This window comes from Dyella amyloliquefaciens (genome assembly GCF_004296575.1).
GTDB lineage: Bacteria > Pseudomonadota > Gammaproteobacteria > Xanthomonadales > Rhodanobacteraceae > Dyella > Dyella amyloliquefaciens.
The window spans coordinates 754,898-773,824 of sequence record NZ_SAYT01000001.1; the positions used below are offsets into that span (position 1 = coordinate 754,898).

General features: G+C 66.6%; 17 protein-coding genes and 1 other RNA gene. 16 read left to right on the forward strand and 2 right to left on the reverse strand.

Features of this window, described 5'->3' with window-relative positions:
* Positions 1 to 263: 263 nt before the first annotated feature.
* Positions 264 to 536 carry a hypothetical protein gene (locus EPB08_RS03085; protein ID WP_229238190.1) on the forward strand — a complete coding sequence of 91 codons (273 nt, stop codon included), beginning with the start codon at positions 264 to 266 and terminating at the stop codon, positions 534 to 536.
* 166 nt (positions 537 to 702) lie between these two features.
* Here the strand turns inward: EPB08_RS03085 and EPB08_RS03090 are convergent, their stop codons facing one another.
* Both EPB08_RS03090 and EPB08_RS03095 read right to left on the reverse strand, forming a co-directional pair.
* Entirely contained in the window at positions 703 to 1,059 is a 357-nt protein-coding gene (locus tag EPB08_RS03090) for a YraN family protein (protein ID WP_130617580.1), read from the reverse strand.
* A complete protein-coding gene (locus tag EPB08_RS03095) occupies positions 1,059 to 2,918 on the reverse strand; it encodes a penicillin-binding protein activator (RefSeq protein WP_130617581.1) in 1,860 nt (619 codons plus the stop codon). Before EPB08_RS03095 ends, EPB08_RS03090 begins: the two co-directional genes overlap by 1 nt.
* A 92-nt stretch (positions 2,919 to 3,010) precedes the next feature.
* Between EPB08_RS03095 and rsmI the strand changes: the two genes are divergently transcribed.
* From rsmI to ftsA, 15 genes are all read left to right on the forward strand, one after another.
* The gene (gene rsmI, locus EPB08_RS03100; RefSeq protein ID WP_130617582.1) at positions 3,011 to 3,838 is read left to right on the forward strand and encodes a 16S rRNA (cytidine(1402)-2'-O)-methyltransferase; all 828 of its coding nucleotides are present in this window, start codon (positions 3,011 to 3,013) and stop codon (positions 3,836 to 3,838) included.
* Between the two features lie 226 nt (positions 3,839 to 4,064).
* Positions 4,065 to 4,431: RNase P RNA component class A (gene rnpB / locus EPB08_RS03105), an RNA gene on the forward strand.
* Between the two features lie 313 nt (positions 4,432 to 4,744).
* Positions 4,745 to 5,191 carry a division/cell wall cluster transcriptional repressor MraZ gene (mraZ, locus tag EPB08_RS03110; RefSeq protein WP_038621199.1) on the forward strand — a complete coding sequence of 149 codons (447 nt, stop codon included), beginning with the start codon at positions 4,745 to 4,747 and terminating at the stop codon, positions 5,189 to 5,191.
* 53 nt (positions 5,192 to 5,244) lie between these two features.
* On the forward strand, positions 5,245 to 6,168 hold the full coding sequence (gene rsmH, locus EPB08_RS03115; RefSeq protein ID WP_130617583.1) for a 16S rRNA (cytosine(1402)-N(4))-methyltransferase RsmH: 924 nt from the start codon (positions 5,245 to 5,247) through the stop codon (positions 6,166 to 6,168).
* Between the two features lie 5 nt (positions 6,169 to 6,173).
* Positions 6,174 to 6,434, forward strand: a complete 261-nt coding sequence (gene ftsL, locus EPB08_RS03120; protein ID WP_165418393.1) for a cell division protein FtsL — start codon at positions 6,174 to 6,176, stop codon at positions 6,432 to 6,434.
* Positions 6,431 to 8,245 (forward strand): peptidoglycan D,D-transpeptidase FtsI family protein, encoded by a 1,815-nt coding sequence (locus tag EPB08_RS03125; RefSeq protein WP_130617585.1) that lies wholly within the window; start codon positions 6,431 to 6,433, stop codon positions 8,243 to 8,245. Before ftsL ends, EPB08_RS03125 begins: the two co-directional genes overlap by 4 nt.
* Positions 8,242 to 9,714, forward strand: coding sequence for a UDP-N-acetylmuramoyl-L-alanyl-D-glutamate--2,6-diaminopimelate ligase (locus EPB08_RS03130; RefSeq protein ID WP_130617586.1), 1,473 nt, complete (start codon positions 8,242 to 8,244; stop codon positions 9,712 to 9,714). Before EPB08_RS03125 ends, EPB08_RS03130 begins: the two co-directional genes overlap by 4 nt.
* Positions 9,711 to 11,081 carry a UDP-N-acetylmuramoyl-tripeptide--D-alanyl-D-alanine ligase gene (locus EPB08_RS03135; protein WP_130617587.1) on the forward strand — a complete coding sequence of 457 codons (1,371 nt, stop codon included), beginning with the start codon at positions 9,711 to 9,713 and terminating at the stop codon, positions 11,079 to 11,081. Before EPB08_RS03130 ends, EPB08_RS03135 begins: the two co-directional genes overlap by 4 nt.
* The gene (gene mraY, locus EPB08_RS03140) at positions 11,071 to 12,171 is read left to right on the forward strand and encodes a phospho-N-acetylmuramoyl-pentapeptide-transferase (protein WP_130617588.1); all 1,101 of its coding nucleotides are present in this window, start codon (positions 11,071 to 11,073) and stop codon (positions 12,169 to 12,171) included. The genes EPB08_RS03135 and mraY overlap by 11 nt, the downstream gene beginning before the upstream one ends.
* 2 nt (positions 12,172 to 12,173) lie before the next feature.
* Positions 12,174 to 13,415 carry a putative lipid II flippase FtsW gene (gene ftsW, locus EPB08_RS03145; RefSeq protein ID WP_205746259.1) on the forward strand — a complete coding sequence of 414 codons (1,242 nt, stop codon included), beginning with the start codon at positions 12,174 to 12,176 and terminating at the stop codon, positions 13,413 to 13,415.
* Complete coding sequence (gene murG / locus EPB08_RS03150; protein WP_130617590.1) at positions 13,412 to 14,479, forward strand: undecaprenyldiphospho-muramoylpentapeptide beta-N-acetylglucosaminyltransferase; 1,068 nt, start codon at positions 13,412 to 13,414, stop codon at positions 14,477 to 14,479. The genes ftsW and murG overlap by 4 nt, the downstream gene beginning before the upstream one ends.
* Positions 14,476 to 15,918: a UDP-N-acetylmuramate--L-alanine ligase gene (gene murC, locus EPB08_RS03155; protein ID WP_130617591.1), complete on the forward strand. Its 1,443-nt coding sequence runs from the start codon at positions 14,476 to 14,478 to the stop codon at positions 15,916 to 15,918. Before murG ends, murC begins: the two co-directional genes overlap by 4 nt.
* A complete protein-coding gene (locus tag EPB08_RS03160) occupies positions 15,915 to 16,850 on the forward strand; it encodes a D-alanine--D-alanine ligase (protein ID WP_130617592.1) in 936 nt (311 codons plus the stop codon). Before murC ends, EPB08_RS03160 begins: the two co-directional genes overlap by 4 nt.
* Positions 16,847 to 17,584: a cell division protein FtsQ/DivIB gene (locus EPB08_RS03165; protein ID WP_130617593.1), complete on the forward strand. Its 738-nt coding sequence runs from the start codon at positions 16,847 to 16,849 to the stop codon at positions 17,582 to 17,584. Before EPB08_RS03160 ends, EPB08_RS03165 begins: the two co-directional genes overlap by 4 nt.
* Entirely contained in the window at positions 17,581 to 18,813 is a 1,233-nt protein-coding gene (ftsA, locus tag EPB08_RS03170) for a cell division protein FtsA (protein ID WP_130617594.1), read from the forward strand. Before EPB08_RS03165 ends, ftsA begins: the two co-directional genes overlap by 4 nt.
* The last annotated feature ends 114 nt before the right edge of the window (positions 18,814 to 18,927 follow it).

Below are 18,927 nucleotides of genomic sequence, written 5' to 3' on the forward strand. Positions count from 1 at the left end.
CGACTTGTGCGCGTGGCTACGGTGATGATCAGTGCGATGCGCTTCGTCTCCTGGCGTCATCACGGAATCACCCCGCGCGTTCGTGGGTTTCCACGTTACGATCGGGTGAATTTTCGACGCAACAGCGGGTGCGGTTCAGCTGCAGTGCCCTGCGCGTTCACCCTGTTTCAGCAACAGCCAGCTTCGCGCGACTAAGCTAAAAAAAATGGGATGAGACCTGAGGTGCCGCCATGTCCGCGGATACGAAGACTCCGTTCGAACACGTGAACGACGTCCTTGCGCAGCTGAAAGAGATGCGCCATTACGCGAAGAACAATGTCGAAGCTCTGACGGCGCAATGGCTGTTGTTTGATGGTGAACTGAAGAAGCTCAAGCGGGCCGGTCCGATTGAAACCTTGATGACGCGCCAGAGTGAGCTGCACGACGCGTTGAACGATGAAATCGCTGCACTCGAGGAGTTGGCTGTGACACTGCAGCCAGCGGAGGAGGAGGAGGCGGCACCTCCGGCCCAGCCGGCGGCACGCGGCAAGTCGTAGGCGGCCGCGCTCAGCATCCGTCGGGCACCACGTGGGCCCCGTGATTCGCTGGCATCTACAGCTCGATTACTTCTGGTTCGCCAAGCCCTGGAGACGCAGCTGTCAAAACGCAGCGCTTGGTCCGTTGATGAAGAGGCCATGCATGCAGCTCATCGGAGATGACATGTCACGTCGCTTCGAACGCGCTGCGCCACCAGGTCATTGTGGCACTGTCAGTCGGCCCGTCGTAGCTCACAACGTCGAAGCGGCAAGGCCGGCTGGCATGTTGGGGGTGGTGGGACAGCCAGAGCTCGGCAGTCTGGATAAGTTTGGCCTGCTTGCTTGCCGTGACGCTCACGGCGGCACTGCCGTGGCTGCTTGTCAGGCGGTGGCGCACTTCGACGAAGACAAGGGTGTCCCGATCCAGCATCACCAGATCGAGCTCGCCATAGCGGGTGGTGTAGTTGCACTCCAGCAGTTTGAGGCCTGCGCGTTGCAGTTCCGCGCAGGCCCGTTGCTCGAAGACTGCGCCGGCGGCGCGCATCAGCCGTTGTTGGGGTGGTCGTTGGCCGGAGGCGGCGTGCTGTTGTCGGTCGGCGGCGCGAGTGCCGGCGCGCTGTCCATCTGAAGGCTGCCGTTGATCGGGCGGGCCAGTCCGTCCTGGAACTTGGCCCATACCAGCACACGGCGGATGCGGCCGAACTGATCCGCCGTGAGCTGGCCGCTGGCACCCGGGAGATAGCTGCCGGGGTGCGCGCGCAGCCAGTCGACGTAGGGTGCGAGGTTCCACGCATCCATGCCGAAGGCGAACAGGCGCGCCGAGGTACCGCGTGCGGCGGGCAACAGGCCCGCGATGTCGCCGTGGTTGGGCAGGCCGGGCTGCACGTCGAACAACCAGGGGGCGTCGCAGAACTCGACGCCTTCCAGGTCGCGGTTGGCGCCGGCATCGTCCACGCCGGCGTAGATGTGCGAGGTGCCGAACACGGGCAGGTTCACCCGGGCCAGCTTGAGCTGCGGCAGCAGCAGGCGCGCCTGTTGCGGGCGCATGCTGATGAAGATGCCGGCGTTGTTCGTGGCGGTCGCGGCGGCTGCGTCGCCGCTGTCGGTGGGCATGCCCAGGCCGCTGATGGTCGAGGCGTAGTTGACGCCGGTGGCACCGAGATTACCCATGCCGGCGACCTTGCCGCCGCGCGCTTCCATCTCTGCCTTGAACGACTTGGCCGCGCGCTGCGCAAAGTCGTCGTTGCCGGCGATGACGTAGGCGTTGGTGATGCCGCCTTCGGCCATATGATCCGCAGCTTGCGATCCTTCCGTTTCCGGCAGCAGGCCGAACTCGCTCACGCCGTTGGCGGGCAGGCTCTTGTCGTCAGGATGGTTGAGCGCGAGCAGCGGTACCGGAAGCTGCGGCAGGCCGAACAGGGCGGACACTTCACCGCGCGTCAGCGGGCCGATCACCAGTTGCGCACCGTCGTTGACGGCCTGCTGATAGGCCTTGATCGCACCGTCGGCAGTGCCGGCGCTGTCGTAGATGCGCACGGGCGGGCGCGGCACGTGGTTGCGTCCGGCGTCGGCATAGGCAGCGAGGAAGCCTTCACGCACGGTGGTGCCCGCTGAGGCGGTGCTGCCGCTGATCGGCAGCAGCAGTGCCACATGCGCAGGCATCTTGAAGCCTTCGCGTACGTTGGCGCCTTCTCCCGGAATCATGGTGCCCACTTCCTGCTCCAGTGACGGAGCGGGGCGCGCCACGGCAACGCCGAGCTGGGTCAGCGCCTCGTTGACCCACGGCAGCATGCGGTCGCCTTGCTGCATGGCGGCGGCACGCTGCTTGAGCGGTTCGACTCCGAGCTGGGCAAGCACGGTGACGATCTGCTTGCGATTCTGTGCCTGGTCGATGCCACTCAATTGGCCGTCCATCTCGACGCGCGTGCGCGCGGCGCCCCACAGGTCACCGGTCTGCTGCATGGCCTGCGAGCGCAACTCCAGCAGGCGAACCTGCAGAGGGGTAGGCACGCTGAGGTTCGGTTGCGTGGTGAGCTGCAGTGCGCGCGGGGCGTTGTGCTGCTTGAGCGCGAGCTCCGCCTGCAGGAGATCCAGTCGCACCGGCTCGTCGTCGGTGAGGCGTTGTCGGCGAATGCTGTCGAGGAAGGGTGCCGCACGATCGAGCTGGCCTTCCTGGCGGTAAGCCTCGGCGGCGAGCAACTGATACTCGTCGCGATTGCCGCTGGTCTGGGCCAGCGTGAGGTACGCCTGTGCCGCCTCGTCGAACTTGCCTTGCTGCGCCAGTACCTGGGCCTGCTGGGCCGCGGCAATCTCTGCGGGAGATCGCTGGGCTGCGGGGGGTACGCAAGCAGTGAGTGCGAGTGAAATCAGCAGGGCGATGCCTGCAGCGCGGTACAAGCGCATGGCCAAATCCCTTCGAGCTTTTTACGCAGATGGGCGATGATAGCCCATTGGATCGCCGCCTCGCGGCGCACGATATGAGTACGGAGTCTACGATGTCACAGATTCAGCCCGGCCAGCTATGGGTTGTCGCCACGCCGATCGGCCATCGCGACGACTTTTCCGTGCGTGCCATCGAAACCTTGCGCTCGGTGGCGGTGATCGCCGCGGAGGACACGCGGCACAGTCGCCCGCTGCTCATGCATTACAACATCGGCACGCCACTGGTGGCCTTGCACGAGCACAACGAGCGCGATGTGGTGGATGCGATCGTGCGGCGGCTGCAGGGCGGTGAATCGGTGGCGCTGATATCCGATGCGGGCACGCCGCTGATCAGCGATCCGGGCTTCCGGCTGGTCCGCGCGGCGCGTGCGGCAGGGATCCGTTGTGTACCGGTGCCGGGCGCGTGCGCCGCCATTGCGGCGTTGTCGGTGGCAGGGTTGCCCAGCGATCGTTTCGTATTCGAAGGCTTCCTGCCGCCCAAGGCGGCCGCGCGGCGTTCGCGCTTGCAGGAACTTGCGGGCGATGCGCGTACGCTCATCTTCTATGAATCCTCGCATCGCGTGGCCGAAAGCCTCGCGGACATGCGCGATGTATTTGGCGAAGCGCGCGAAGGCGTGCTGGCGCGCGAGCTGACCAAGCTGTTCGAGACGGTGATCGGCGAGCCGCTGGGCGAGCTGGCGGCTCGCGTGGCGAATGATCCGGACCAGCAGCGCGGTGAGTGCGTGCTCCTGGTCGCGGGACGCGGTGAAGAAACCGATGCGCGCGAGGCGGAAGGGCGGCGGGTATTCGCCATCCTGCGTGAGGAACTGCCACCGGCGAAGGCCGCGAAGCTGGCGGCGGCGATCAGCGGGGCGCCGCGGAAGTTGTTGTACGAGGGTTGAGGGTCGGGCGACCCGCTATTTGTAGGAGCGCACCCAGTGCGCGACTACGGTCGGGCAAGCGCCTGACAGCTGGTGCGAAAACCCAAAACTGATGCCTTGCTGTGGCTCTCCGGTCGCGCACAGGGTGCGCTCCCACAAATAAAGCTGCGGATTTCCGTTAAACGGAGTTGTTCGCACTTCCAACTCTCAAGCGCTTTGATCCTCACATTCCACTAGAATGCGCCCCGGAGTCGGCCGGACAGTCGCGTCGCGCGCAAGCGCATCGAGGAAAGTCCGGGCTCCATAGGGCAAGGTGCCAGGTAACACCTGGGCAGCGTGAGCTGACGGCCAGTGCAACAGAGAGCAGACCGCCGAACGGCATCTCCGGATGTGCGTGGTAAGGGTGAAAGGGTGCGGTAAGAGCGCACCGCGTGCGGGGCTAACGCCGCATGGCACGGTAAACCCCACCTGGAGCAAGACCGAATAGGGGAACGATAACGCGGCCCGCGTTGTTCCCGGGTAGGTTGCTGGAGCCTGGCGGTGACGCCAGGCCGAGAGGAATGACTGTCGCGCCGCAAGGCGTACAGAACCCGGCTTACAGGCCGACTCCACCCTCCTTCTTGCCGGCCGTTGCCGCCGTGTCGAGTCCCGACACGGTGGCAACGGCCGCGTATGGAAGGTCTGAACGGACGGTTCATGCGGGATGGCATTTCGGCGGCCGGAGAGCAGTCCGGGGATGGTGGCCAGGAAACAAAAAATCCTAGTCATTCAAGCACCTTCGGATGGTTCCTCATAAAAGGCTGGAATTACTGCCAGATCACCGCCTTTCTCATTGATTCACAAGCAAAATTCCCTTGACAGTCTCAGGGGGCGAGACTATCGTGGGTTCCTGTGTGAAATCGTGGGAATTAGTGGAGCCTAACGGTCGTGTTCCAGGGCGAAACCGCCATCACTGTTGACGATAAGGGCCGGCTGGCCATTCCGACCGCGTACCGCGAGTTGGTGGCCGACGCCTGCGCCAATCGTCTGGTGATCACCTACAACCCCTTCGAGACGGGCTGCCTGTGGCTGTTCCCGTATGCCGAGTGGGAAAAGGTGCGCGACCAGGTGAACGCATTGCCCAAGGTCAAGGCCGCCCATCGCGACATGCAGATGAAGCTGGTCGGTGCCGCGGCGGTGGTTGAGCCGGATGGCGCCGCCCGCCTGCTGTTGCCTGCCAGCCAGCGAGCCACCACGGGCATCGAGAAGAAGGCGGTGCTGCTGGGCATGGGCAACAAGTTCGAGCTTTGGAGCGAACAGGCCCACCTGGCCAAGATCCGCCAGACCATCGGCGAAGACGAGATCACTGACGAGATGGCGGAGCTGCAGCTGTAACCGGCAACGGTGGCAGCGCGGCGGAATTAACGGGACGGGAGCGGGAGTGCGGCATGGCCGAGCAGTTGCGGCACATCCCGGTGATGCTGGGTGAAGCAGTGGAGGGACTCGCCGTGCAAACTGGCGGGCGCTATCTCGATGGCACCTTCGGACGCGGCGGTCACGCCCGCGCCGTGCTGTCGCGTCTGGGTCCCGACGGCCGCCTGCTGCTGATGGACCGCGACCCGCAGGCCATCGCCACCGCCCAGGCCGAGTTCGCCGGCGATCCGCGCGTCTCCATCCGCCACGCCAACTTCTCGACCATGGCCGAGTGGGATGAAACCGCTGGCGGCCTCGACGGCATCCTGCTCGATCTCGGCGTGTCCTCGCCCCAGCTCGACGAAGCCGCCCGCGGCTTCAGCTTCATGGCCGATGCGCCGCTCGACATGCGCATGGACACCACCCAGGGCGAGAGTGCTGCGGATTTCCTCGCGCACGCCTCGGAGAAAGAGATCGCCGACGTGCTGTGGATTTACGGCGAGGAACGCTTCAGCCGCAAGATCGCCCGCGCCATCGTCGAAGACCGCACCGAAAACCCGATCACCCGCACCGGTCAGCTGGCCGGGCTGATCGAGCGCGTGGTGGGCCGCCGCGAGCCGGGCAAGCATCCGGCCACGCGCAGCTTCCAGGCGCTGCGCATCCGCGTGAACGGTGAACTCGACGCGCTGGCGCAGGGTCTCGAGTCGGCGCTGGAGCTGCTCAAAGTGGGCGGCCGTCTTTCCATCATCAGCTTCCACTCGCTGGAAGATCGCGCCGTGAAGCTGTTCATCCGCGACCACTCCGGTCGCGTGCAGGGCAGCCGTCGTGGTCCGCCGGTGGCTGCAGCGCCGGCACGCCTGGCAGCCGTGGGCAAGGCCCAGTTTCCTTCGGACGAAGAGCTCTCCGTCAATCCGCGCTCCCGCTCGGCCGTGCTGCGCGTGGCGGAGAAACTCGGATGAAGGCCATCGGCGCCCTCTTCATGCTGATCCTGATCGCGGCGGTGCTGTCCAGCGCCATTGCCGTGGTGTGGACGCGCCATGAGAGTCGCGTGCTGTTCGTCGAGCTCACCCGTCTGCAGAACGCGCGCGACGACATCAACATCGAATACGGCAAGCTGGAACTGGAGCAGGCCACCTGGGCCGAGCCGCGCCGCGTGGACGAAGAGGCGCGGAAGCTGGGCATGCTCAATCCCAAGCCGCAAGACATCCAGCTGGTGCGTCGATGAAGCCGCGCCCGCGCACGACACCTTCGCCCACCCGCCGCCGCACCGCGGCCCCCAGCGCCCGCCGCCGCATGTTGCTGGTGGTGGGCGTGCTGTCGCTGGCCTCGCTGGGCCTGGTGGCGCGTGCGTTCGACCTGCAGGTGGTGCGCAAGGAGTTCTACCAGAACCAGGGTGACGCCCGTTTCCTGCGCGAAGTGCCCATCGCGGTGTCGCGCGGCACCATTTTCGATCGCAACGGCGAGCCGCTGGCGGTGTCCACGCCGGTCGTTTCGATCTGGGCCAATCCGTCCGAGGTGCTGAACAGCGAAGACAAGCTGCCGGCGCTGGCCAAGGCCATCGGCATGGATACGGACGCGCTCAAGCAGTACCTGATGCAGCGTTCGGAGCGCGAGTTCGTCTACCTGAAGCGCCAGATGTCGCCGGATGCGGCACAGGTGGTGCTCGACCTCGCCGTGCCGGGCGTCAACGGCCAGCGCGAATTCCGCCGCTTCTATCCGTCGGGCCCGGTGACCTCGCACGTGCTGGGCTTCACCAACATCGACGACCACGGCCAGGAAGGCCTGGAACTGGCCTTCGACGACTGGCTAGCAGGCAAGCCGGGTGCCAAGCGCGTGATCCGCGATCGCATGGGCCACGTGGTGGAAGACGTGGAACTGGTGCGCGCGCCGCAGCCGGGTCGCGACATCACGCTAAGCATCGACCGCCGCATCCAGTTCCTCGCCTACAACGAGCTGAAGAACACCATCGAGCAGTCCGATGCGGACTCCGGTTCGATGGTGATCCTCGACGTGCATACCGGCGAAGTGCTGGCCATGGTCAACTGGCCGACCTACAACCCGAACGCCTTGCGCGGCAGCAATCCGTCGAGCCGCCGCAACCGCGCGATGACCGACGTGGTGGAGCCGGGCTCCACCATCAAGCCGTTCGTGATGGCGGCGGCGCTGTCCAGCGGCAAGTACACGCCGACCGGTCCGCTGGTCGACACCGGCAACGGCCACTTCTATTACATCTCGCACGATATCCGCGACACACACGCCTACGGCATGCTGTCGCCGACCGGCATCATCGCCAAGTCCAGCAATATCGGCGCCGCCAAGGTCGCGATGACGCTGGATACCGGCCTGATGTACGACACCTACCGTGCCTTCGGCTTCGGCAACAGCACCAACAGCGGCTTTCCGGGCGAAGCCTCCGGTTACCTCAAGCCAGGCAAGAGCTGGGGCATGCTGGAGAAGGCCATCCTGGCTTACGGTTACGGCCTCAACGTGACGCCGCTGCAGCTGGCGAACGGCTACGCCACCATCGCCGACAGCGGCGTGATGCACCTGCCCACCTTCGTGAAGGGCTCGGACAACGACGCCAAGCAGATCGTCGATCCCAAGATCGCCAACGAGCTGGTGCAGATGATGGTGGCGGTGACGCAGCCGGGTGGCACCGGTGCACCCTACGCGTGGATCGCCAACTACGGCGTGGCCGGCAAGTCGGGTACGGCGCACAAGGCCACCGCCGGCGGCTACTCCAAGAACAACTACAGCTCGGCCTTCGCCGGCATCGTGCCCGCGTCCAATCCGCGCCTCGCGGCTGTCGTGATCATCGATAACCCCAGGAAGGGCAGCTACTACGGCGCGCTGGTCTCCGGTCCCGTGTTCTCCAAGGTCGTGGACGGCGCACTGCGCCTGCTGGACGTGCCGCCAGACAATATCGGGCGCTGGTACGTCGGCGGCCCGCTGCAGGGACAGAACGGTTTGACCAGCAACAAACAGCCCGACGTGGAACCGGTGCCCGACGCACCGATCGAGGAGGCGACACCATGAGCGCCCGCCTCGACCGGCTTCTCCACGGCATCGCCGACACCCCGGGTGTTGGCGATATCGTCGTTTCAGGGCTCACGCTGGATTCGCGCGAGGTGAAGCCCGGCGATGCATTCTTTGCACTTCGCGGCACGCGCGAGCACGGCATCAGTTTTGCGAAGGGTGCGGTGGCACGCGGCGCACGCGTCGTGCTGGCCGAAGCGCCTGCGGCCGACGCTGCGGGCATCGATGTGCCGGTGCTGTGGGTCGATGGCCTGCATGGCAAGGTCGGTGAGATCGCCGCGCGTTTCTTCGGGCGTCCGTCCGAGTCGCTGCACGTGATCGGCGTGACCGGCACCAACGGCAAGACCTCCACCGTGCAGCTGCTCGCGCAGGCGCTGGAGCTGCTCGGCCATCGCGCCGCCACCATCGGCACGCTGGGCGCCGGGCTGCATGGCCAGATCAACGAAGGCGAGCGCACCACGCCGGATGCCATCAACGTGCAGGGCCTGCTGGCCTCCTTCCGCGAGCAGGGTGCATCGCACGTAGCCATGGAAGTGTCCTCGCATGCGCTGGAACAAGGTCGCGTGGGCGCGGTCGCATTCGAGGTGGCTGCGTTCACCAATCTCACCCGCGACCATCTCGACTACCACGGCAGCATGGAGGCCTACGGCGAAGCCAAGGCCAAGCTGTTCGCGTGGCCGACGTTGAAGGGCGCCGCGATCAATGTCGATGACGCGTTCGGCCGCACGCTGGCCGGCCGCCTGCCGCAGGGTGTGCATGCGCTGCGCCTGAGCGCCGAGGGCGATGCGGCTGCCGAGGTGCGCGCGACCGACGTGGTGACCTCCGCCGAAGGCCTCGCGTTCACCCTGCATACGCCGTGGGGCGAGCGCGCCGTGCGCAGCCGCCTGCTGGGCCGCTTCAATGTCGCCAACCTGCTGGCCGTGGTGGCCTGCCTCGGTGCCATGGGCGAATCGTTCGAGCGCATGGCTGACGCCATCGCCGTGCTGGAGCCGATCAACGGCCGCATGAACCGCCTCGGTGGCGTCGACGGCGTGCCGTTGGCGGTGGTCGACTACTCGCATACGCCGGATGCGCTGGAGCAGGCGCTCAAGGCGCTGCGCGCGCATTGCGAAGGCCGCCTGATCTGCGTGTTCGGCTGCGGCGGCGACCGCGATGCCGGCAAGCGTCCGCAGATGGGCGAGATCGCCGAGCGCCTGGCTGATGCCATCATCATTACCGACGACAATCCGCGCACCGAGGACGGCGACGTCATCGTGGCGAACATCGTCGCCGGCCTTCGTCGTCCCGAAGCCGCCACGGTCGAGCGCGATCGCGCCGCCGCCATCCAGCATGCGCTCGCGTCGGCCAAGGCCGGCGACGTGGTGCTGATCGCTGGCAAGGGACACGAGACGTATCAGGAAGGCGCGACGGGGAAGCGCCCGTTCGACGACCTGGCGGTCGCCCGCCACGCGCTGGAGACACGAGCATGATGCGCTTGAGCGCCATTGCCCTGTGGACCCGTGGACGCCTGATCGGCGAGGACGTCGACGTCACCGGCGTCGCCATCGATACGCGCAAGCTGCATTCCGGCGACCTGTTCGTGGCGATCAAGGGCGAGCGCGTCGACGGGCACGATTTCCTGGCCGACGCGAAGGCCAAGGGCGCGATCGCCGCGATGGTCACGCGCAAGGTCGACTTCGACCTGCCGCAGGTGCTGGTCGACGATACGGAGCTCGCCCTGGGCGACCTCGCCAGCGCCGTGCGTGCGCAGAGCAACGTGCGCGTGATCGGCATCACCGGCTCCAACGGCAAGACCACGGTGAAGACGCTGACGGCGTCGATCCTGTCGCGCCATGGCCGCACGCACGTCAACGCCGGCAACTACAACAACGAGCTGGGTCTGCCGCTGACCCTGCTGGCGATGCCGCAGGATACCGAGTACGCCGTGCTCGAAATGGGCGCGGGCAAGCCGGGCGACATCGCCTACCTCGCTGCCATCGCGCGGCCCGATATCGGCCTCGTCAACACCATCGCGCCCGCGCATCTTGAGCGCATGGGCAGCGTGGAAGTCGTGGCCGAGACCAAGGGCGCGCTGTATCAGGCATTGCCGGTCGACGGTGTGGCGATCATCAATGCGGACGAGGCGTTCGCGAGCTTCTTTACGGGGCTGGCCGGGACGCGCCGCCAGCTGCGCTTCGGGCTGGACCACAAGGCCGATGTGGGTGCCGACATCCTCGATCAGCGCGTGGACGGGTCGCACTTCCTGCTCAGTACGCCGGTGGGCGATGCCGAAGTGCAGCTGCCGCTGGCGGGCCACCACAACATCGCCAACGCGCTCGCCGCGGCGTCGATCGCGCTGGCGCTGGACGTGCCGCTCGACACCATCGTGGAAGGCCTCGAGAACGTACCCGGTGTCGCCGGTCGCCTGCAGTTCGAGCGCATGCCCGGCGGCTGGACGCTGATCGACGACAGCTACAACGCCAACCCCGGTTCCGTCGGTGCCGCCATCGACACGCTGGCCCTGGCCGAAGGCGAACGCTGGCTGGTGCTGGGCGACATGGCCGAGCTCGGCGAGAACGCCGTGGCCCTGCATGCCGGCATCGGCGAGCGCGCGCACAAGCGCGGCATCGATCGCCTGTTCGCGGTCGGCCCCCTGAGCGCCGCAGCGGTGAAGGCGTTCGGCGAACGTGGCGAGCACTTTGCCGACAAGGCGGCGCTGGCCGCCGCATTGAAACAACATCTGCACAGCGGCGTCGCCTGTCTGGTCAAGGGCTCGCGCTCGTCCGGGATGGATCAGGTGGTCGCTGCGCTCCGCGACAACAAGAAAACAGGGGAGGGCGCATCCGATGCTGCTTGAACTCGCAGACTGGATGGCACGGCACTTCACTGCCCTCCACCTGTTCCAGTACATCACGTTCCGCACCATCATGGCCGCGCTTACCGCGCTGGCGATGTCGCTGCTGTTCGGACCCAACGTCATCCGCAAGCTGGCCGAGCTGAAGGCGGGCCAGGTCGTGCGCAAGGACGGCCCGCAGACGCACCTGTCCAAGGCCGGCACGCCGACCATGGGCGGCGTGATGATCCTGCTGGCAGTCAGCCTCTCCACCATCCTGTGGACTGACCTGCACAACCGTTATGTGTGGCTGGTGCTGGCGGTGCTGCTCAGTTTCGGCGTGATCGGCTTCTACGACGATTACAAGAAGCTGGTGCTGAAGGACAGCCGCGGTCTCGCCTCGCGCTGGAAGTATTTCTGGCAGTCGGTGTTCGGCCTGGCTGCCGCGTTGTTCCTCTACTACACCGCGCCGCATGGCGTCGCCAACGCGCCGGTAGCCGAGACCGCCCTGTACGTGCCGCTGTTCAAGCAGGTGGCCGTACCGCTCGGCGTGCTGTTCGTGGTCATCGCCTATTTCATGATCGTGGGCTTCTCCAACGCGGTGAACCTCACCGACGGCCTGGATGGCCTCGCCATCATGCCGACCGTGCTGGTCTCCGGCGCACTGGGCGTGTTCGCGTATCTCGCGGGCAACCGCCTGTTCTCCGAATACCTCGGCATCCCGTCGATTCCCGGCGCCGGTGAACTTGCGATTTTCTGTGGTGCGCTGTCCGGCGCAGGCCTGGGCTTCCTGTGGTTCAACACCTATCCGGCCCAGGTGTTCATGGGCGACGTGGGCGCGCTGGCGATCGGTGCGGCGCTCGCCGCGATCGCCGTGATCGTGCGCCAGGAAATCGTGTTGCTGGTGATGGGTGGCGTGTTCGTGATGGAAACCGCCTCGGTGATGATCCAGGTGGCGAGCTTCAAGATGACCGGCAAGCGTGTGTTCCGCATGGCGCCGATCCATCACCACTTTGAACTCAAGGGCTGGCCGGAGCCGCGCGTCATCGTGCGTTTCTGGATCATCAGCGTCGTGCTGGTGCTGATCGGCCTCGCCACGTTGAAGGTGCGCTGATCATGTTCTTCGACACCACCCAGGCCAAGCGACGACAGGGACCCCGCGGCAGCTTCGACATGCCGCTGGTGATCGCGCTCGTCGGTCTGGCCTGCATCGGGGTGGTGATGGTGGCGTCGAGCTCGATCGCCGTGGCCGAAAGCCAGCACATCGGCGCGTTCTACTTCCTCAAGCGCCACCTGCTGTTCCTCAGCATTGGCATGGTGCTGGCGGGCATCGCCATGCGCACCGAGCTGAAGCTGATGGAGAAGAACGCCTACCTGCTGCTGGCGGGCGCGGTCGTGTTGCTGTTGCTGGTGTTCGTGCCGGGCATCGGCATGCGCATCAATGGTGCGCGCCGCTGGCTCAACTTCCTGATCACCAGCTTCCAGCCGGTCGAGGCGGTGAAGCTGATCCTCGTGGTCTACACCGCAAGTTACCTGGTGCGCCATCGCGAGAGCGTGGAAACCAGCTTCTGGGGCCTGTTCAAGCCCATCATGGTGGCGGGCCTGTTCGTGTTGCTGCTGCTGGCGCAGCCGGACTTCGGTTCAGCCACGCTGATGATCGCGGTGACCATCGGCATGATCTGGATGGGCGGTGCCAAGCCCATGTACCTCGGCGGCATGGGCCTGCCGGTGGTGGCGCTGCTGTGGTTCGTGGCGAAGTTTGAGCCGTACCGCATGCGTCGCCTCACGTCGTTCATCGACCCGTGGGCCGATCCGTTCAACGACGGTTTCCAGCTGACCCAGTCGCTGATGGCGATCGGTCGTGGCGAGTGGACCGGCGTGGGCCTGGGCTCGAGCGTGCTCAAGCTGTCCTACCTGCCCGAAGCACATACCGACTTCATCTTCGCGGTGATCTCCGAGGAGCTGGGCCTGGCCGGCATCCTGCTGGTGATGGGCCTGTTCGCGCTCGCCGTGGGCCGCGGCTTGTACATGGGCCTCAAGGGCATGGAGATCGGCCAGCGCTTTGCCGGTTACGTGGCCTGCGGCGTGTCGCTGATGCTGGGCCTGCAGACCATGGTGTCGATCGGCGTGAACCTCGGCGCGCTGCCGACCAAGGGCCTGACCCTGCCGCTGATCAGCTACGGCGGTTCGTCCATCGTGCTCACCTGTGCGATGGCCGGCGTCCTGTTGCGCACCACCTATGAAATCAACCGCGCCCTCGATGCACGCCAGATGGCGGCGCGCATGCCGGCGAACGCCGTGCCGGACGCGAACACGGCCGTGGCTGCGACGCCTGCGCGCGAGGCGGTGACCGCATGACGGCGCCCGTGCTCATCATGGCCGGCGGCACCGGTGGCCACATCTTCCCGGGACTCGCCGTGGCCGAAGCGCTGCGCGCGCAGGGCGTGCCGGTGGTATGGCTGGGTGCCGAAGGTGGCATGGAGACCAAGGTCGTGCCGGCGCATGGCATCGAGCTGGTGACCGTGCCGGTGGGTGGGTTGCGCGGCAAAGGTTTGAAGACGCGTCTGCTGGCGCCCTTCATGCTCGCGCGTGCACTGCTCGCTTCGCTCGGTGCGCTTCGCCGCATCAAGCCGCGCAGCGTGTTGTCGATGGGCGGCTACGTGGCCGGCCCCGGCGGCGTCGCTGCGCGCATCACGCGCCGGCCGCTGCTGGTGCACGAGCAGAACCGCGTCGCCGGCTTCACCAATCGCAAGCTCGCCGAGCATGCGCAGCGTGTATTGGCTGGCTTCAGCGATGCGTTGCCGGGCGCCGAGTGGGTGGGTAATCCGGTGCGTGGCGCCATTGCCGCGCTGCCGACGCCGAGCGAGCGCATGGCCGCACGCACCGGTCGTGCGCGCCTGCTCGTGCTGGGTGGCAGCCTGGGTGCCCGTGCGTTGAACATCGCTTTGCCGCAGGCGCTGGCGCTGCTGTCGCCGTCGCAGCGCCCGGAAGTGCTGCACCAGTGCGGCAACCGCGGCATCGACGAAGCGCGTGCCGCCTACGCCAAGGCCGGTGTCGAAGCGCAGATCGTGCCGTTCATCGAAGACATGGCCGGCACCTACGCCTGGGCTGACCTCGCGGTATGCCGCGCGGGTGCGCTCACGCTGGCCGAGCTCACGGCTGCCGGACTCGGCGCCGTGCTCGTGCCGTTCCCCTATGCGGTGGATGACCACCAGACCCGCAATGCCGAGGCGCTGGTCGCCGTGCATGCGGCCGAATTGATTCAGGAGAAGGATCTGGACGTACAGCAGTTGGCGCAGCGCCTCGAGGCGCTGCTGGATGATCGCGAGCGACTGGTCGCGATGGGCGAGGCTGCGCGCACGCTGGCCAAGCCCGACGCCGCGGCAGTGATCGCACGCGCCTGCATGGAGGTGGCCGCATGACGCCGCGTCGTTTGCTCGCGCACGAAGACTTGATGACCACGTTCCGCCGAGTGCATTTCATCGGCATCGGCGGCGTGGGCATGAGCGGCATCGCCGAAGTGCTGCACAACCTGGGCTATGCCGTCTCCGGTTCCGATCGCGCCAACTCACCGACCGCACAGCGCCTCTCCGCGCTGGGCATCGAAGTGCATGTCGGCCACGCCGCCGAGAACATCGGCGACGCCGACGTGGTGGTGACTTCCAGTGCCATCAACGCTGAAAATCCCGAATTGCAGGCCGCCCGCGCTGCACGCATCCCCGTGGTGCCGCGCGCCGAGATGCTGGGCGAGCTGATGCGCTTCCGCCGCGGCGTCGCCATCGCCGGCACGCACGGCAAGACCACCACCACGAGCCTCGCGGCGAGCGTGCTGGCCGAGGCCAACTACGACCCGACCTTCGTGATCGGCGGACAGCTCAATGCGGCCGGCGCGAATGCGCGCCTGGGCACGGGCCAGTACATCGTGGCCGAGGCCGACGAATCGGATGGTTCGTTCCTGATGCTGTCGCCGGTGGTCGCGGTGGTTACCAACATCGACGCCGATCACCTGGAGAACTACCACGGTGACTTCGCGCTGGTGAAGAAGGCCTTCGCCGACTTCCTGCATCGCCTGCCGTTCTACGGCCTCGCCGTGCTGTGCGTGGACGATCCGGAAGTCGCCGAGCTGGCCAAGTCCACCACGCGTCGCGTGATGACTTACGGCATCGAGACCCAGGATGCCGACGTGCGCGCGAGCAACCTCTCGCAGCACGGCTTCGAGATGCATTTCGACCTGTGGCTGCCGGGTCGCAACGAGGCGTTGCACGTCAAGCTGAACCTGCCGGGTCGACACAACGTGCTCAACGCGCTCGCTGCCGCCACGGTTGGCTGGCAGCTGGGCGTGGAAGCCGAGTCGATCGCGCGAGCGTTGGAGAACTTCCAGGGCGTGGGTCGCCGATTCCATCGTCGTGGCGAGATCGCCCTGGACAAGGGCACGGCCCTGCTGGTCGACGACTACGGCCACCATCCGCGCGAACTCGCGGCGGTGTTCGCCGCAGCACGCGGCGGTTGGCCGGATCGTCGCCTGGTGGTCGGCTTCCAGCCGCATCGCTACAGCCGTACGCGCGACCTGCTGGACGATTTCGCCAATGTGCTGGCCGAAGCCGACGTGCTGGTGCTGACGGACGTCTATCCGGCCGGTGAGGCACCGATCGCCGGTGCCGATGGTCGCGCGCTGGCACGCGCGGTGCGTGCGCGCGGCAAGGTCGATCCGGTGCTGATCGACCATCCGCGTGAATTCAAGGAAACGCTGCCCGCGCTGTTGCGCGACGGTGACCTGTTGCTGCTGCTCGGAGCCGGCGATATCGGCGCGGCGGCGGTGGAAATGGCGAACGCCGGTCAACTGAAGACGAGCAAAGCATGAGCAAGACGATCACCGATCCCGCACAGTTTGGCCGCGTCGCCGTGGTGATGGGTGGCAGCTCGGCCGAGCGCGAGGTGTCGCTCGACTCCGGCCGCAACGTGCTGGCCGCGCTGCAGGCGCGCGGCGTGGATGCGCACGCCATCGACGGCATCCCGGCGCTGCTGGACGCCGTGCGCGCCGGCCACTTCGCCCGCGTGTTCAACATCCTGCACGGCGGTGGCGGCGAGAACGGCGAGCTCCAGGGTGCGCTGCAGTCGCTGCGCATTCCGTTCACCGGTTCCGGCGTGCTGGGTTCGGCGCTGTCGCTCGACAAGATCCGCGCCAAGCTGGTGTGGCAGGCGATGGGCCTTCCCACGCCGAAGTTCAAGGCGCTGCCGCGCGGTGCCGACGTGCATGCCGCTGCACGCGAGATCGGTTTCCCGCTGATCGTGAAGCCGGCCTGGGAAGGCTCCAGCGTGGGTGTCAGCCGCGTGTTCAAGGAAGAGGATCTCGATGACGCCGTGGCGCTGGCGCAGCGCTATCCCGGCGACATGCTGATGGAGACCCTGATCGAGGGCGGCGAGTACACCGTCGGCGTGCTCGATCGCCAGGTGCTGGCCACCATCAATATCGTGCCCAAGGGCGAGTACTACGACTACAACGCCAAGTACATCGCCGAAGACACCCAGTACATCTGCCCGGGCCTGCACGGCGACGCCGAGCGCGAGATGCAGGAACTGGCGCTGCGTGCGTTCGATGCGCTGGCCTGTTCGGGCTGGGGACGCGTCGACGTGATGCGCGACAAGCAGGGCAAGAACTGGCTGCTGGAAGTGAACACCGCGCCTGGCATGACCTCGCACTCGCTGGTGCCCAAGGCCGCTGCCGTCGCCGGCATCGATTACCAGACGCTGTGCTGGCGCGTGCTTGAAACGAGCTTCCGGGAGGGCGTGTGAGGGGAGCTATCCGCCTCGTTGCCTGGGTTCTGGCCATCGCGCTCGTGGCGCTGCCGATCGTCGGCGTGCTGCGCGGATGGTTTGCGGCCAATCGTTGGCCGGTGACCCAGTTGACGGTGCAGGCCGAGTTCAAGCATGTGACCGAGGATGAGCTCCGTTCGGTCGTCATGCCGCGCCTCGGCAAGGGGTTCTTCGCACTCGACCTCGATGGCGTGCAGAAGGCGGTCTCCGCGTTGCCGTGGGTGGAGTCGGTGGAGGCGCGCAAGCGCTGGCCCGACACGCTGATCCTGCGCATCTACGAGCGCCAGCCGTTCGCGCGCTGGAACGAGAAGCGCCTGATCAGCCGCCAGGGCCTGGTGTTCGACGCGCCCGACGTGTCGGCCAATACCGATCTGCCGGACCTGCGCGGCCCCGATGCGCGCCTGGCGGAAGTGGTGAGCTTCTATGCGGAAACGCAGAAGGCGTTTGCCAATACCAAACTGAAAATCACCGGCGTCTCGCTCACCGAGCGTGGCAGCTGGAGCCTCACCACGAGCAGTGGCGCGCAGATCGTCATTGGCGACCGCGACCAGGCCGGTCGCCGCCTGCGCCGCTTCCTCGACGTCTACCCACAACTCATGGCGGGCCATGCCGATGGCTTCGCCTACGCCGATCTTCGTTACACCAATGGATTTGCCGTTCGATGGCCGCCGCAGGCGAGCACCGTGAACGCTGGAGGCTCACCCCGCACATGAAACCCAAGAACGACAAGCAGCTGGTCGTAGGCCTCGATATCGGCACCTCGAAAGTGGTGGCGATCGTCGGCGAGTACGAGCCTGGCGAGCCGATCGAAGTGATCGGCATCGGCACCCACGTCTCGCGCGGCATGAAGCGCGGCTCGGTGGTGGACATCGAATCGACCGTGCACTCGATCCAGCGTGCCGTGGAAGAAGCCGAGCTGATGGCCGGCTGCGATATCCGCTCGGTCTACGCCTCGATCTCCGGCAGCCACCTGGAAACCAAGAACTCCCATGGCACCGCCGCGATCCGCGATCGCGAAGTGACCCCGGGCGATCTCGACCAGGTGCTGGAAGCCGCCAGCGCAGTGGCGATCCCGGCCGACCGCAAGGTGCTCTACAAGGAATCGCAGGAATACCGCATCGACGGCCAGGACGGCATCCGCTCGCCGGTGGGCATGAGCGGCGTGCGCCTGGAAGCGAGCGTGCATCTGGTCACCGGTGCGGCCGCGGCGGTGCAGAACATCTCCAAGTGCATCCAGCGCTGCGGCCTGACCGTGGACGAGCTGGTGCCCTCGGCGGTGGCCAGCGCCAAGTCGGTGCTGACCGACGACGAGCGGGAGCTGGGCGTGTGCCTGGTCGATATCGGCGCGGGCACCACCGACATCGCCATCTATACGCAGGGCGCGATCCGCTACACCAAGTCGCTGCCGGTCGGCGGCGACCAGGTCACCAACGACATCGCCTACGGCGTGCACACGCCGACCGCGCATGCGGAGGAGATCAAGATCAAGTACGCCTGCGCGCTGGCGCAGCTGGCGCACGCGGAAGAAACCATCCAGGTGCCGAGCGTCGGCGATCGCCCGCCGCGTCGCCTGGCTCGCCAGTCGCTGGCGCAGTCGGTGCAGGCGCGCTACGAGGAAATCTTCGAGATGGTGCAGGACGAGCTGCGTCGCTCCGGCTACGAGAGCCTGGTGGCGGCGGGCGTGGTGCTCACCGGCGGTGCCTCGCGCATGGAAGGTGCGCTGGAGCTGGCCGAGGAGATCTTCCACAAGATGGTGCGCATCGGCGTGCCGCAGCACGTGTCGGGCCTGGGCGAGGTCGTTGCCAATCCGCTGCATTCCACCGGCGTGGGCCTGCTGCTGCATGGCGCGCGCAATGGCGGCATGCGCGTCAGCGGCCCGGCGGGCGGCAGCGTGGGCGGACTGGTCGACAAGCTGCGCGGATGGATTACCAAGAATTTCTGATTTGGGTGGGGCAGGAGGCCTCGCCACGGACGAATGGATGTTCGTCCACCACCAAGGGGCGACAGGAACGTCGACACCCGCGGTTACAACGACAACAGAGCTCTACGGAGGACG